Annotated in this window: 16 protein-coding genes; 14 read left to right on the top strand and 2 right to left on the bottom strand. The window is 61.3% G+C overall.

Annotated features, from left to right (window positions below):
- Window positions 1-45 precede the first annotated feature (45 nt).
- The 13 genes from BSY240_RS11915 (at window position 46) to trmB (ending at window position 11836) form a co-directional block, all read left to right on the top strand.
- Window positions 46-609 (top strand): NifU family protein, encoded by a 564-nt coding sequence (locus BSY240_RS11915; RefSeq protein ID WP_054149142.1) that lies wholly within the window; start codon window positions 46-48, stop codon window positions 607-609.
- Window positions 610-630: 21 nt separating this feature from the next.
- Window positions 631-1278 carry a tRNA (adenosine(37)-N6)-threonylcarbamoyltransferase complex dimerization subunit type 1 TsaB gene (tsaB, locus tag BSY240_RS11910; protein WP_069042449.1) on the top strand — a complete coding sequence of 216 codons (648 nt, stop codon included), beginning with the start codon at window positions 631-633 and terminating at the stop codon, window positions 1276-1278.
- Window position 1279: 1 nt separating this feature from the next.
- Window positions 1280-1777, top strand: a complete 498-nt coding sequence (locus BSY240_RS11905) for a GNAT family N-acetyltransferase (protein ID WP_054149140.1) — start codon at window positions 1280-1282, stop codon at window positions 1775-1777.
- Window positions 1778-1821: 44 nt separating this feature from the next.
- Window positions 1822-2250: a Fur family transcriptional regulator gene (locus BSY240_RS11900; RefSeq protein ID WP_006728031.1), complete on the top strand. Its 429-nt coding sequence runs from the start codon at window positions 1822-1824 to the stop codon at window positions 2248-2250.
- 33 nt (window positions 2251-2283) lie between these two features.
- Window positions 2284-3078 carry a lysophospholipid acyltransferase family protein gene (locus BSY240_RS11895; protein ID WP_069043953.1) on the top strand — a complete coding sequence of 265 codons (795 nt, stop codon included), beginning with the start codon at window positions 2284-2286 and terminating at the stop codon, window positions 3076-3078.
- 57 nt (window positions 3079-3135) lie between these two features.
- Window positions 3136-4530 (top strand): tRNA (N6-isopentenyl adenosine(37)-C2)-methylthiotransferase MiaB, encoded by a 1395-nt coding sequence (gene miaB, locus BSY240_RS11890; protein WP_069042448.1) that lies wholly within the window; start codon window positions 3136-3138, stop codon window positions 4528-4530.
- Between the two features lie 39 nt (window positions 4531-4569).
- Window positions 4570-5625 carry a PhoH family protein gene (locus BSY240_RS11885; RefSeq protein WP_054149138.1) on the top strand — a complete coding sequence of 352 codons (1056 nt, stop codon included), beginning with the start codon at window positions 4570-4572 and terminating at the stop codon, window positions 5623-5625.
- A gap of 20 nt (window positions 5626-5645) precedes the next feature.
- Window positions 5646-6152 carry an rRNA maturation RNase YbeY gene (gene ybeY / locus BSY240_RS11880; protein ID WP_054149137.1) on the top strand — a complete coding sequence of 169 codons (507 nt, stop codon included), beginning with the start codon at window positions 5646-5648 and terminating at the stop codon, window positions 6150-6152.
- A gap of 12 nt (window positions 6153-6164) precedes the next feature.
- On the top strand, window positions 6165-7466 hold the full coding sequence (locus BSY240_RS11875; RefSeq protein ID WP_236759249.1) for a hemolysin family protein: 1302 nt from the start codon (window positions 6165-6167) through the stop codon (window positions 7464-7466).
- Window positions 7467-7555: 89 nt separating this feature from the next.
- Window positions 7556-9145 carry an apolipoprotein N-acyltransferase gene (lnt, locus tag BSY240_RS11870; protein WP_069042447.1) on the top strand — a complete coding sequence of 530 codons (1590 nt, stop codon included), beginning with the start codon at window positions 7556-7558 and terminating at the stop codon, window positions 9143-9145.
- Between the two features lie 148 nt (window positions 9146-9293).
- The gene (locus BSY240_RS11865) at window positions 9294-9710 is read left to right on the top strand and encodes a helix-turn-helix domain-containing protein (protein WP_054149135.1); all 417 of its coding nucleotides are present in this window, start codon (window positions 9294-9296) and stop codon (window positions 9708-9710) included.
- Window positions 9711-9875: 165 nt separating this feature from the next.
- A complete protein-coding gene (gene metK / locus BSY240_RS11860; protein ID WP_069042446.1) occupies window positions 9876-11114 on the top strand; it encodes a methionine adenosyltransferase in 1239 nt (412 codons plus the stop codon).
- A 5-nt stretch (window positions 11115-11119) separates the two neighbouring features.
- Window positions 11120-11836: a tRNA (guanosine(46)-N7)-methyltransferase TrmB gene (gene trmB, locus BSY240_RS11855; protein WP_069042445.1), complete on the top strand. Its 717-nt coding sequence runs from the start codon at window positions 11120-11122 to the stop codon at window positions 11834-11836.
- A 21-nt stretch (window positions 11837-11857) separates the two neighbouring features.
- Here trmB and BSY240_RS11850 read toward each other — a convergent pair whose 3' ends face one another.
- Both BSY240_RS11850 and BSY240_RS11845 read right to left on the bottom strand, forming a co-directional pair.
- On the bottom strand, window positions 11858-12115 hold the full coding sequence (locus BSY240_RS11850; RefSeq protein ID WP_054149132.1) for a DUF1150 family protein: 258 nt from the start codon (window positions 12113-12115) through the stop codon (window positions 11858-11860).
- Between the two features lie 49 nt (window positions 12116-12164).
- Entirely contained in the window at window positions 12165-12587 is a 423-nt protein-coding gene (locus BSY240_RS11845) for an Hsp20 family protein (RefSeq protein ID WP_054149131.1), read from the bottom strand.
- 140 nt (window positions 12588-12727) lie between these two features.
- Here BSY240_RS11845 and BSY240_RS11840 point away from each other — a divergent pair, with 140 nt between their 5' ends.
- On the top strand, window positions 12728-13672 hold the full coding sequence (locus BSY240_RS11840) for a nucleoside hydrolase (protein ID WP_069042444.1): 945 nt from the start codon (window positions 12728-12730) through the stop codon (window positions 13670-13672).
- Window positions 13673-13679 lie beyond the last annotated feature (7 nt).

The raw sequence follows: 13679 nt of genomic DNA, 5'->3' as shown, positions 1-13679 counted from the left end.
AAACATTCTAATCTTTAGCGGTGCACTCACCGCCCGGAGGCCAACATGTTCATCCAGACCGAAGCCACGCCGAACCCGGCGACCCTGAAATTCCTCCCCGGCAAGGTGGTCATGGAAACCGGCACCGCCGAGTTCCGCGATGCCACCAGCGCGAGCGCTTCTCCGCTTGCGGCACGCATCTTCGCGATCCCGGGCGTTACCGGCGTCTTCTTTGGCTACGATTTCGTCACTGTCTCCAAGGACGGCCCCGAATGGCATCACCTGAAGCCGGCGATCCTCGGCACCATTATGGAGCATTTCATGAGCGGTGCCCCGGTCATGGGCACGGCCTCGACCTCAGCACAGAACGACAGCGATGAGGAATTCTTCGATGCCGGCGACGAGACGATCGTGGCGACCATCAAGGAACTGCTCGAGACCCGCGTCCGCCCCGCCGTCGCCCAGGATGGCGGCGACATCACCTTCCGCGGTTTCAAGGACGGCAAAGTCTTCCTCAACATGAAGGGTTCCTGCGCTGGCTGCCCGTCCTCGACGGCAACCCTGAAGCATGGCGTGCAGAACCTGCTGCGCCACTTCGTTCCGGAAGTGCAGGAAGTCGAAGCGGTCTGATTTGACCGGACTGGAGACGACATGATCGTTCTTGCGATCGACACGGCGGGTGTGGACTGCGCAGCCGCCGTTTTTGATTCTGATGCCGGCACCATTCTCGGTCGCGTTAGCGAAACAATCGGCCGTGGCCATGCCGAACGGCTGATGGCGATGATCGACGAGGCGCTCGCCGAAGCCGGGCTGACGCTCGGCGATATCGAGCGCATTGGCGTGACCGTCGGACCCGGCTCTTTCACCGGCATCCGTGTCGGTGTTGCCGCGGCCCGTGGCCTGGCTCTCGCGCTCGGCGTGGAATGCGTCGGCGTCTCGACACTCGAAGTGCTGGCGCAGACCGCATCCGAACCGGAAAAGCCAGTGCTGGCCGCGATCAACGCCCATCGCGATCAGGTATATGCCCAGAGCTTCGAACACGGTGCGCCTCAGGGCGACCCACTACTGCTGGAGCTCGACGACTATCTCGCCCGAGCTGCCATTCCTGGCAAAGTGCTCGTCGGCTCGGCTACTGCCCTTGTCGCCGACCGCGAGGCTGAAACCGCCCCCGATCACTATCCGATCGAGATCGTCGCGCGCATTTCAGCAACGGCGAAAGCTCAGGGCAAGCCGAAGCCGCTTTATCTGCGCGGACCGGATGCGAAACCGCAGACGGGATTTGCCGTATCGAGAGCCTGACATGCGCGACAGCCTGTTCTACCGCCAGCCCGAATTCGAAATCGTGCCCATGACCTCCGAACACTGCCGTGCAGTGGCCGAGTTGCATGCCCAGCGCTTCCCCCGCGCCTGGGGCGATGGCGAGTTCCTCAGCCTGCTCCTCCAGCCCAACAGCTTCGGCTTTGCTGCCTGGCAGACCAATACGCTGGTCTTCAAGGCGCCGTTGGCCGGCTTTGTCCTCTCCCGCGAAGTGGCCGGCGAGGCGGAGATCCTGACGATTGCCGTCGGCGACAAGGTCGCCCGCTTCGGCCTCGGCTGGCGCCTCATGCAGGCGGCTCTGCGCGAGGCGAAGGCGAGGGGCGGTGAATCCATGTTCCTCGAGGTCGATGACGGCAACCACGCAGCCCTTGGCCTCTACCGCAAGCTCGGCTTCGAGAAGGCGGGCGAGCGTCCGGCCTATTACACTGACGAAAACGGCCGCCGGTCCTCTGCGCTTGTCATGCGCCGTGATCTTCGCTAACCGGTCGGTTGGACGAACCGACCTTCTGCGGATATGCTGACACCATGAATGACGCCCTGAAATCGTTGGAAGCGCTGTGTGCCGAGCGGGGCATGCGCATGACCGAGCAGCGCCGCGTCATCGCTCGCATCCTCGAAGAATCCGACGATCATCCCGATGTCGAGGAGCTCTATCGTCGCTCCTCCAAGATCGACGCCAAAATCTCGATCTCGACGGTCTACCGCACCGTCAAACTCTTCGAAGACGCCGGCATCATCGAGCGCCACGATTTCCGCGATGGACGCTCGCGCTACGAGACTGTGCCGGAAGAACACCACGATCACCTGATCGACCTGAAGACCGGGACCGTCGTCGAATTCCACTCTCCGGAAATCGAAGCGCTCCAGGAGCGCATCGCCCGCGAACACGGCTTCCGCCTCGTCGGTCACCGTCTTGAGCTCTATGGCATTCCGCTGTCGAAAGACGAAAAGTGAGCCAATGCCCGCCATGCCAGTGAGGCCCGCGTGATCAACTGGCTGAGGGTCGGGCTCTATCTGATCGTACTGCTCGTGGTCTCTGGGCTGCTGATCCCGGTCCAGCTTTTGGCACTGCGCTTCGACTGGCCGCTTCGCCGGCGTTTGCCGCACCACTGGCATCGTCTGGCCCTCTGGTTCCTCGGCATCCGCGTCCATGTCCACGGCGCGCTCGACACCCGCCGTCCGCTGATGATCGCCGCCAATCACGCCTCCTGGAAAGATATTCTCGTCCTCGGTTCCCTCGCCGACGTCACCTTCATCGCCAAGACCGAGGTCGCTTCCTGGCCCGTCTTCGGCTTCCTGGCAAGGTTGCAGAAAACTATCTTCGTCGTGCGGGAAGAAAAGCGCCGAACCGGTGACCAGGTCAACGAGATCGCGGCCCGCATGGCCGATGGCGAAATCGTCGTGCTCTTCCCGGAAGGTACGACCTCCGATGGCAATCGTATTCTAGGTATCAAGTCCTCGCTCTTTGGGGCGGCCGCAGCCGCCCTGCCACCCGAAGACGACGCGGTGGTACATGTCCAGCCGGTCGCGATCGCCTATACCCGCGTTCAGGGCATGCCCATGGGCCGCTATCACCGGCCGATCGCTGGCTGGCCAGGCGACATCGGCCTGGTGGAGCATCTGCTCGGCGTCCTGCGTGCAGGGGCCATCGATGTCGATGTCACCTTTGGAGAGACGGTGGAGTTCAAAAAGGGCGACAGCCGCAAGACACTTGCCACCCGCATTGAGGAGCAGTTGCGCTCGATGCTGCTCGCCCATCTGCGCGGCCGTCACGGTCGCTGAGCCCTACAGACAATTTTTCGGTTTAATCGCGGACCGAAAACCACTAAATAGCGCGGCATGACCCAGGAAACCGCGAGCCTCTCAGATACCCCGGCGCCGGGCGCCAACACGCGCAAGGTCTTCATCAAGACCTATGGCTGCCAGATGAACGTCTATGACAGCGGCCGCATGGCCGATGCCCTGGCGGCGGATGGCTACGCCCCGACCGAGGTCATGGAAGAGGCCGATCTCGTCCTGCTCAACACCTGTCACATCCGCGAAAAGGCCGCCGAAAAGGTCTATTCGGCGCTCGGCCGCCTGCGAGAGCACAAGAAGGTACGTGCGGCGGAAGGCAAGGAATTCATGATCGGCGTCGCCGGCTGTGTGGCACAGGCCGAGGGCGAGGAGATTTCCCGTCGAGAGCCGGCCGTTGACGTCGTCATTGGCCCGCAGACCTATCACCGTCTGCCGCAGGCGCTGCACAAGGCCCGCGCCGGCGAGCGCGTGGTCGATACCGAATATGCGCTGGAAGACAAGTTCGAGCATCTGCCGGACCCGACCAAGGTCGTTGGCAAGCCGCGCTCGGTCACGGCATTCCTCACCGTTCAGGAAGGCTGCGACAAGTTCTGCACCTTCTGTGTGGTGCCCTATACCCGTGGCTCGGAAGTCTCCCGCCCGCTCTCCCAGCTTTTGGCGGAAGCCCGTCGGTTGGTCGACAGTGGCGTGCGCGAACTCACTTTGCTCGGCCAGAACGTCAACGCCTGGCACGGCGAGGATGGAGAGGGCAGGGCGATCGGCCTCGGTGACCTCCTCTACAAGCTTGCGGAGATCCCGGGGCTCGCCCGGTTGCGCTACACCACCAGCCACCCGCGCGACATGGATGACCGTCTGATCGAGGCGCACCGTGACCTGCGCATGCTGATGCCGTATCTGCATCTGCCGGTGCAGTCCGGCTCCGACCGGATCCTCAAGGCCATGAACCGGCGCCACAAGGCCTCCGAATACGTCGCCCTGATTGAGCGCATCCGCTCTGTCCGTCCAGACATCGCGCTTTCGGGCGATTTCATCGTCGGTTTCCCGGGCGAGACGGATCAGGACTTTGAGGACACAATGAATCTCGTTCGCGAAGTGAACTACGCGCAGGCTTATTCGTTCAAGTATTCGACACGTCCCGGCACACCCGGCGCCGACCTGCCCGATCACGTGGCCGAGGATGTGAAGACGGAACGCCTGGCACGGCTGCAGGCGTTGCTGCTCGACCAGCAGCAAGCCTTCATGCAGTCGATGATCGGCAAGACCATCGATCTGCTTCTGGAGAAGCCGGGCCGTATGCCGGGACAGCTCATCGGCCGTTCGCCCTGGCTGCAGTCTGTGAATGTTGATGCAAAGTCATCGCAAATCGGTGACATTATACAGGTACGAATCACCGCAGCCGGCCCAAACAGCTTGTTTGCCGAGGTGGCAGAGGGTTAGAGTGAGGGCCTGAACCTGATCGAACAGGAGCCTGATCGCTTGAACGCAACAGAAGTGGTTTCTTCACCCTCGCGCAATGTCCGCACAACTGCGACCGACGCCAATCACTTCATCTTGACGTTCGAGAACAACCGGCTTGCGAGCGAGCTCTTCGGTCAATTCGACCAACATCTGAAGCTTCTCGAGCAGCGCCTTCAGATCGAAGCCCGCGCCCGTGGCAATTCTGTCGCCATCACGGGTGAGTTGCAGGCCACCAACCAGGCCCGACGCGCACTCGATTTCCTCTATGCCCGCCTGCAGAGCGGCGTCTCGGTCGACGCTTCGGATGTCGAAGGGGCAATCCGCATGGCGGTGGCCGCCGACGATCAGCTTTCTCTTCCGACGATGGAGCGCAAAGCCAAGCTCTCGATGGCGCAGATCTCCACGCGCAAGAAGACGATTGCCGCCCGCACCCCGACCCAGGACGCCTACATGCGCGCGCTCGAACGATCGGAAATGGTCTTCGGCGTTGGTCCTGCCGGCACCGGCAAGACCTATCTCGCCGTTGCCCATGCGGCCCAGTTGCTGGAGCGCGGCGTTGTCGATCGCATTGTCCTGACCCGTCCGGCCGTCGAAGCTGGCGAGCGTCTCGGCTTCCTGCCCGGCGACATGAAGGAAAAGGTCGATCCGTATCTTCGCCCGCTCTATGACGCGCTCTACGACATGATCCCCGGCGACAAGGTCGAGCGCGCCATCACCGCTGGCGTCATTGAAATTGCCCCGCTCGCCTTCATGCGCGGACGGACGCTGGCCAATGCCGCGATCATCCTCGACGAGGCGCAGAACACCACCTCGATGCAGATGAAGATGTTCCTCACCCGTCTCGGCGAGAACGGCCGCATGATCATCACCGGCGACCCGAGCCAGGTCGATCTGCCGCGCGGCGTGACGTCAGGTCTCGTCGAGGCCTTGCAGGTGCTGAAGGGCGTGGAGGGCGTATCGGTGGTCCGCTTCAAGGATACGGATGTGGTGCGCCACCCGCTTGTCGGCCGCATCGTGCAGGCCTATGACGCCAAGTACAAGGTACAGGACGAGAGCGAGCAGAGCGAGCACTAAGCCCGCTCTGCGATCAAACGATGACCAAGTTGGATATACAGATTGCCGTCGAGGCCGAGGGTTGGGCAGACGAGACCGCGTTGGAGGCTTTGGCTCTTCGCGTTCTCGGTACTGCTGAAAACCATCTCGCTGCAAAAGAACGCCAGCCCTTTCCGAAGCAGCCGACAGAGGTTTCGCTCGTCTTCGGCGACGACGAAATGATCCGCGAGATCAATGCGGAATGGCGCAACAAGGACAAGCCGACCAATGTCCTGTCCTTTCCCGCTTTCCCGGTGACCCCCGGCAAGATGCCGGGTCCGATGCTCGGCGATATCATCATCGCCCGGGAGACAGTCGAGCGTGAGGCAGTCGATCTCGAAAAGAGTTTCGAGGATCATTTGACCCACTTGATGGTTCACGGATTCCTGCATCTCTTCGGCTACGACCATATCGAGGCCGATGACGCCGAAAAAATGGAAGCGCTGGAGACTCGCATTCTGGCGGAACTTGGCCTATCTGACCCCTATGCGGGGCAGGACCCCATCTGATAGTTTGGAACAATGACCGATTTTGCGACGAAAACGGCCCCCGAGGCCAAAGAAAGCAACGAAGGATCGTCTTCGGACGAGGGCAGTAGTCCTACCCGAGCGGAAAGCTCGGCACGCCAACATCCTTCCTTCTGGGCCCGTCTGGGCCGAATACTGAAGCCGTCCTCCACCACGACCCTGCGCGAAGACCTGACGGTCGCCCTGAGCGCCGATGCCAGCCTCGGAGAGGCTTTCACGCCCGAAGAGCGGGCGATGCTCAACAACATTCTCCGCTTCCGCGAAGTGCGCGTTGAAGACATCATGGTGCCGCGTGTCGATATCGAAGCGGTCGATCAGAGTGTGACCATCGGCGAGTTGATGACCATCTTCGACGTTTCCGGTCGCTCGCGCATGCCCGTCTATGCCGACACGCTGGACGATCCGCGCGGCATGGTCCACATCCGTGACCTGCTGTCCTACGTCACCAAGCAGGCCCGCAGTCGCCGGCGTGTGACGGCCAAGGCCACCAACGGAGCGAACGGTGGCGAGAAGGCTGAAAAGGCCGAAAAGGTCGAGAAGTCTGCCAAGCCGAAGATCGACTTTGATCTGGCCCGCATCGACCTCAGCAAGACGGTCGCCGAAGCCGGCATCATCCGCTCGATCCTTTTCGTGCCGCCATCGATGCTCGCCTCCGACCTGATGAGCCGCATGCAGGCAGCACGCACCCAGATGGCGCTCGTGATCGACGAATATGGTGGCACCGACGGTCTCGTCAGCCACGAGGACATCGTCGAAATGGTCATCGGCGACATCGATGACGAACATGACGACGAAGAAGTCATGTTCAGCCGCGTTTCCGACGACGTCATTATCGCCGACGCCCGCGTCGAACTCGAAGAGATCGCCGAAGCGATAGGCCCGGATTTCGACATTGCCGACCGGATCGAAGACGTCGACACGCTGGGTGGTCTGATCTTCTCGGCGCTTGGACGCATCCCGGCGCGTGGCGAAGTCGTCCAGGCTCTGCCCGGCTTCGAATTCCACATTCTGGATGCAGATCCACGTCGCATCAAGCGCGTCCGGATCGGCCGCAAGCGGGCCGGCGCCCGTCGTCGCTCGACCGCCAAGGGTGATGTCGAGGCGCGTGCTGACGAGGCTGCCGAGACGAAGACCCCGAACGCCACCGCCGTCTCCGCGGGTGAGGCTGCACCGAAGCCACGGACAAGGGCCGCCGCCAAGCCCCGCGCGCCAAAGGTCGAAACGCCACCTGCAGCCGAGACCGTCCCGGAAGGCACCGTGGCCGAGATGGAAAACGCCGAGCGCCCGTCAGTCTGAAGGTCGCCACACTCCGCAGCGAAAACCGCGACAGGGCCTCCGTTTTTTGGGAGACTGCCCGCGATTGATTCGGGGCAGAAGGGGTGGACATGCAGGCTTTGGCAGCGAGGATCCTGCTCATGTGGGGTCTCAGGCGGGCAGGGCTCGCGGTGCTCGCAGGCGCAATCGGGGCGCTCGCCCTGCCGCCCTTCGACATCTTCGCATCGATGTTCATCTCCTTCACGCTGCTGGTTTGGCTGCTGGACGGTGCGACCGGTAATGCCGATACGGGCAGGGCAGGGCTGTCGTCCTCCTTCTGGACGGGCTGGCTCTTTGGTCTAGGGTATTTTGTCTGTGGCCTCTGGTGGCTCGGAAACGCTCTGCTTCTGGAAGCGGACGAATTCGCCTGGGCAATCCCGCTTGCGGTTCTCGGCCTGCCCGCCGTGCTCGCCATCTTCTATGGACTGGCCACGTTGCTTGCACGTCTCGTCTGGTCGGATGGGATGGGCCGCATAGCAGCACTTGCTGCCGCCTTCGGCTTTGCCGAGTGGCTCCGCAGCTTCGTCGCGACCGGTTTCCCCTGGAATGCGATCGGCTATGCCGCCATGCCCGTCCCCCTGATGATGCAGTCGAGCCATGTGCTCGGCGTCCTCGCCATCACACCGCTGGCCGTCTTCGTCTTTGCGGCTCCGGCACTCCTCGGCACGCGTCGCGGGGCGTGGCCCGGTTTGCTGCTGGCCGCGAGCCTTCTCAGCGCTCATCTGGGCTATGGCGCCTACCGCCTGTATGTCGCGCCGGTGGTTCCGACGGACAAGACGCTCACTGTCCGCCTCGTGCAGCCATCGATCGATCAGTCGCAAAAGATGGAGAACACCGACCGCATCGGCATCTTCGAGAAGCACTTGGCGCTGACGGCAGCAGCACCGGAGGAAGGCAAGCCCCGGCCGGATGTGATCGTCTGGCCGGAAACCTCGGTCCCCTTCATCCTGACGGAAAACCCTGATGCTCTGGCGCGCATTGGCGATGTGCTCGAGGAAGGGCAGATCCTGCTGACTGGCGCCGTTCGGGCCGAGGAGCGCGGCGCGGGCCAGATGCCGCTCTACTACAATTCCGTCTACATGATCGACGACGAGGGCCAGATCCTCGCCGCGAGCGACAAGGTCCATCTCACGCCCTTCGGCGAATATGTGCCCTATGAGAGCCTGTTGCGGGAATTCGGGATTGAGGAACTGATAAGCCTGCCCGGCGGCTTCACCGCAGCATCCAGCCGCACGCCACTGACGCTTCCCTCCGGCATCGGGCTCTATCCGTTGATCTGCTACGAGGCGATCTTTCCGGCGGAAATTGCCCCTGATCTCGCCGGCGCCAGTGTCATCTTGAACGTCACCAATGACGCCTGGTTCGGCGCAACCCCGGGCCCATACCAGCACTTCCTTCAGGCCCGTTTGCGCGCCGTGGAGACTGGCGTGCCGCTGATCCGGGTAGCCAATAACGGCATTTCCGCTGTGATCGACCCCTATGGACGTGTCATTGAGGGACTTTCTCTTGATGCCGTCGGAGCTGCAGATTCAACCTTCGGTATAGAATCTGTTCCGGAAAAAAACATCCACAACCACAATTTAAACTTTTGGTTGGTGCTGGTGTTCATGAGCCTTCTGGCTGTAGTTTCTAGTCTGGGTTTTATTAGGCGGACGAATTGACCAAAAACCCCTAAAATTGCATAGTGGATCAGACCGATAATCTGCAAGTATGCTGAAAGATGATCGATGGCGAGCACAACGTCTCGTTATGGTTTGGCGGGCAAGGGGTTATGGTCGCAACGCCAACAATTTTGTCAGGACGACATTAATGATCGAGAACAAGAAGAAGCCGAACCCGATTGACATCCATGTCGGAAGCCGGATTCGCCTTCGTCGTACGATGCTGGGCATGAGCCAGGAGAAGCTTGGTGAAAGCCTCGGGATCACCTTTCAGCAGATCCAGAAGTATGAAAAGGGTACCAACCGCGTTGGTGCGAGCCGCCTTCAGAACATCTCCAACATTCTGACTGTGCCGGTTTCCTTCTTCTTCGAAGATGCGCCGGGCGAGCAGCCGTCGGGTGCGGGCATGGCAGAAGCCTCCAGCTCGAATTACGTTGTCGACTTCCTGTCGTCTTCCGAAGGCCTGCAGCTCAACCGCGCCTTTGTAAAGATTGGCGACGCCAAGGTCCGTCGCAAGATCGTTGACCTCGTCAAGGCGCTGGCGGCTGAAGCAGACAGCGAGTAAGCTGGATGCACTCCTGACAAAGAGAGCGGCCGCAGGGCCGCTTTTTTTGTGCCCGCGGAAGGAAAAATTTACTCACATAAAGATATATTTATGTGGTTGTGTCCTTGTCATCGGGTTTCGAACTGAGTAACGATGCCCGCCATCCATACTTTGAGGGGAATCCCGATGCGTGCGAATTATCTTTTCACCAGCGAATCCGTATCCGAAGGTCATCCGGACAAGGTTTGTGACCGAATCTCCGACGAAATCGTCGATCTCGTTTACCGCGAAGCCGCCAAGACTGGTGTCGATCCCTGGACCGTACGCATCGCCTGCGAAACGCTTGCCACCACCAACCGTGTCGTTATTGCCGGTGAAGTCCGCCTTCCGCCGAGCCTGATGAAGACCGACAAGAATGGCAACGAGGTCATCAACCCCGCGAAGTTCAAGTCCGCCGCACGCAAGGCAATCCGCGACATCGGCTATGAGCAGGACGGCTTCCACTGGAAGACGGCCAAGATCGATGTGCTCCTGCATTCGCAGTCGGCTCATATCGCCCAGGGCGTCGACAAGGCGGCCGACAGTTCCAACAGCGAAGGCGCTGGCGACCAGGGCATCATGTTCGGTTACGCCTGCAAGGAAACGCCGGACCTGATGCCGGCCCCGATCTATTATTCGCACAAGATCCTGCAGACGCTCTCTGCCGCCCGCAAGAAGGGCGAGGGCGATGTCGGCAAGCTCGGCCCTGATGCCAAGAGCCAGGTCACCGTCCGTTACGTTGACGGCAAGCCTGCCGAAGCAACGTCGATCGTTCTCTCCACCCAGCACCTCGACGAGAGCTGGGACTCCAAGAAGGTTCGCGAGGTCGTCGAGCCCTATATCCAGGAAGCACTGGGCGACCTGAAAATTGCCGACGATTGCGCCTGGTATATCAACCCGACCGGCAAGTTCGTCATCGGCGGCCCGGATGGTGACGCCGGCCTCACCGGCCGCAAGATCATCGTCGACACCTATGGCGGTGCAGCCCCCCATGGCGGTGGCGCCTTCTCCGGCAAGGACACGACCAAGGTCGACCGCTCGGCCGCTTACGCTGCCCGCTACCTCGCAAAGAACGTCGTCGCTGCCGGTCTGGCTGACCGCTGCACGATCCAGATCTCCTATGCCATCGGCATTGCCCAGCCGCTGTCGATCTATGTCGACCTGCATGGCACCGGCAAGGTGACCGAGGACGAGGTCGAAGCCGGCATCCGCAAGGTCATGGACTTGTCCCCATCGGGCATCCGCCGCCATCTTGACCTGAACAAGCCGATCTATGCTAAGACGTCGGCCTACGGCCATTTCGGCCGCAAGGCTGGCCGTGATGGTTCCTTCTCCTGGGAGAAGCTGGATCTGGTCAAGCCGCTCAAGGATACGATCAAGGCTTGATCTGAATGACGGAACAGGAACGCAGGACGAGGTCGACCGAAGCTTTCTTCGGTCGACGCAAGGGCAAGCCGTTGCGCGAGCAACAGGTCGAGCGCATGGAAACCGTCCTGCCGGAGCTGAAGGTCGACCTGGCGTCGCCGGTGCCGGGTGATCTCAAGTCGCTCTTCCCTATTCCCGTCGACAAGATCCGTCTCGAAATCGGCTTCGGGGGCGGTGAGCATCTGGTTCACCGGGCCCGGAACAATCCGACGACCGGCTTTATCGGTGTCGAACCCTTCGTCAATTCCATGGCAAAACTACTCGCGGTCGTCGAGGCCGAGGGTCTGAAGAACATTCGCGTCTATGATGATGACGCGACCCAATTGCTGGACTGGTTACCGGAAGGCCAGATCGACCAGATCGATCTTCTCTACGCTGATCCCTGGCCCAAGAAAAAGCACTGGAAGCGACGTTTCGTCTCGCAAGTGAACCTGCAGCGCTTCCACAAGGTCCTGAAGCCGGAAGGCACCTTCTGCTTCGCCTCCGACATCGACACCTACGTCAACTGGACGCTGCAACACTGCCGCGATCATGGTGGTTTTGAGTGGCTGGCCCGCAATGCGAGCGATTGGCTCACGCCCTATGAGGGCTGGCCGGGGACACGCTATGAAGCCAAGGCTCGGCGTGAAGGCCGGTCGTCGGCCTATCTCACATTTCAAAAGCGCCGATTTGCATCTCTGTGAGATGGCGGCTCGCTGCACTTGTTAGTGCAGCGAAACGGTCTTGAGGTCGTCTTCCGCTGCCTTGAAAAAGGTGCTGGACCTGTTGTCGGTGAGCAGGATCGGCGTGCCGTCTGCGGCAAACAGCGCCCAGAGATCCAGCGTTGGATCGATTTCCGGGGCCTCCGGAAAGCAGCGGGACACGTCGTCCGATTTCATCTTCCTGATATAGCCCACTTCGCCGGCGCCGAGATGCGCCAGTTCGGATTTCGTCAGGCGGGATGAGGCTTCTTTGAGTAACATTCCGATCCTCCGCGAATGAGGGAGAGGCGGCAGAACATTGCCGCGAACTTCATTCTGCGGTGGAGATGTTAATTTTCCTTACCAGATGCACGGGATCATGGCGGATGATCTCGATTGCCAGAAGACCGTTTCTCAGCGAGGCCCCGGTCACCTCCATGCCGTCTTCGATGGCAAAGACCCGCTGGAACTGACGTGAGGCAATGCCTCGGAAGAGATAGTCTGCCTCCTCGCGTTCGGCCTGCTTGCCACGAATCACGAGCTGACTGGCCTCCACGCTGACATCGAGTTCGTCCTCTGCGAAGCCTGCCACGGCGAGCGTCACGCGCAGCCGTTCGCTGCCTTTCTGCGGCGGCAGTCGCTCGATGTCATAGGGCGGGTAGCCATCGCTACCCCGTGGGCGCCGAAAGGCGCTACCGTCGCCGGTGTCGAAGGTGATGATGAAGGCTTCGGATGGCAGTCTGTTGCGCGTCATTTCATTCCCTTGTGCAGCCCTCAAGGACTGTCGTCGTCTGCCAAATATGGGAAATCGCACGGCCCTCGACAAGCACTGTCTTGCTTGACAAAAGCGAACCCGCGTTCCAAGCCTCGGCCTTTCGACTTTAGGATTGCTCCATGACAGAACCCCGCAAGATCATCATCGATACCGACCCCGGTCAGGACGATGCCGCCGCCCTCATGCTCGCCTTTGCGAGCCCGGATGAACTCGACCTGCTTGGCATCACCACGGTCGCCGGCAACGTGCCCCTCACGATGACGAGCCGCAATGCCCGCATCGTCTGCGAGCTCTGCGGCGAGACCGACCGGCGCGTCTTCGAAGGGGCTGATCGGCCCATGGTACGCCCGCTCGTCACAGCCGAACACGTCCATGGCAAGACCGGACTTGATGGTGCGGTTCTCCCCGAACCGACAATGGCCGTCCAGAGCCAGCACGCCGTGGACTTCATCATCGAGACAGTCCGCAACGAGCCGGCAGGCACCGTCACGCTCTGCACGCTCGGCCCGCTGACGAACATCGGCCTTGCGCTTCAGAAGGCGCCGGACATCGCCCCGCGCGTCAAGGAACTGGTGATGATGGGTGGTGGCTTCTCCGAGGGGGGCAACATCACGCCGGCCGCCGAATTCAACATCTATGTCGATCCGCATGCCGCGGCTGCCGTCCTCGGCTCGGGCATCCCGGTCACCATCATGCCGCTCGATGTCACCCACCAGCTGATGACCACCAAGGCCCGCGTTGCGCGCATGGCGGCGCTCGGCACAAAGCCGGCCAAGGTCATGGTCGAGTGGCTGGAATTCTTCGAGCGCTTCGACGAGGAGAAATACGGCTCGGATGGCGGCCCGCTACATGATCCGACGGTGGTTGCCTACCTTCTAAAGCCGGAACTCTTCAGCGGACGTCATTGCAATGTCGAAGTCGAGCTTCAGTCCGAGCTGACGGTCGGCATGACCGTTGTCGACTGGTGGCGCGTCTCCGGCCGCACGCCGAATGCGACCTTCATGCGCAGCGTCGATGCCGACGGCTTCTTCGATCTGTTGATCGAGCGCTTTGCCCGCCTTTGATCAAACG

The sequence above is a fragment of the Agrobacterium sp. RAC06 genome (genome assembly GCF_001713475.1).
Classification (GTDB): Bacteria; Pseudomonadota; Alphaproteobacteria; order Rhizobiales; family Rhizobiaceae; genus Allorhizobium.
This window is presented reverse-complemented; position numbering and strand designations above follow the sequence as displayed.

What these genes read in the sequence shown, in the direction of transcription:
- lnt (WP_069042447.1), top strand. Translation starts at nt 7,556, where the DNA reads ATGCAGGCTTTGGCAGCGAGGATCCTGCTCATGTGGGGTCTCAGGCGG.
- BSY240_RS11845 (WP_054149131.1), bottom strand. Translation starts at nt 12,587, where the DNA reads ATGACGCGCAACAGACTGCCATCCGAAGCCTTCATCATCACCTTCGAC.
- BSY240_RS11865 (WP_054149135.1), top strand. Translation starts at nt 9,294, where the DNA reads ATGATCGAGAACAAGAAGAAGCCGAACCCGATTGACATCCATGTCGGA.
- ybeY (WP_054149137.1), top strand. Translation starts at nt 5,646, where the DNA reads ATGACCAAGTTGGATATACAGATTGCCGTCGAGGCCGAGGGTTGGGCA.
- trmB (WP_069042445.1), top strand. Translation starts at nt 11,120, where the DNA reads ATGACGGAACAGGAACGCAGGACGAGGTCGACCGAAGCTTTCTTCGGT.
- BSY240_RS11915 (WP_054149142.1), top strand. Translation starts at nt 46, where the DNA reads ATGTTCATCCAGACCGAAGCCACGCCGAACCCGGCGACCCTGAAATTC.
- BSY240_RS11905 (WP_054149140.1), top strand. Translation starts at nt 1,280, where the DNA reads ATGCGCGACAGCCTGTTCTACCGCCAGCCCGAATTCGAAATCGTGCCC.
- metK (WP_069042446.1), top strand. Translation starts at nt 9,876, where the DNA reads ATGCGTGCGAATTATCTTTTCACCAGCGAATCCGTATCCGAAGGTCAT.
- miaB (WP_069042448.1), top strand. Translation starts at nt 3,136, where the DNA reads ATGACCCAGGAAACCGCGAGCCTCTCAGATACCCCGGCGCCGGGCGCC.
- tsaB (WP_069042449.1), top strand. Translation starts at nt 631, where the DNA reads ATGATCGTTCTTGCGATCGACACGGCGGGTGTGGACTGCGCAGCCGCC.
- BSY240_RS11900 (WP_006728031.1), top strand. Translation starts at nt 1,822, where the DNA reads ATGAATGACGCCCTGAAATCGTTGGAAGCGCTGTGTGCCGAGCGGGGC.
- BSY240_RS11850 (WP_054149132.1), bottom strand. Translation starts at nt 12,115, where the DNA reads ATGTTACTCAAAGAAGCCTCATCCCGCCTGACGAAATCCGAACTGGCG.
- BSY240_RS11875 (WP_236759249.1), top strand. Translation starts at nt 6,165, where the DNA reads ATGACCGATTTTGCGACGAAAACGGCCCCCGAGGCCAAAGAAAGCAAC.
- BSY240_RS11840 (WP_069042444.1), top strand. Translation starts at nt 12,728, where the DNA reads ATGACAGAACCCCGCAAGATCATCATCGATACCGACCCCGGTCAGGAC.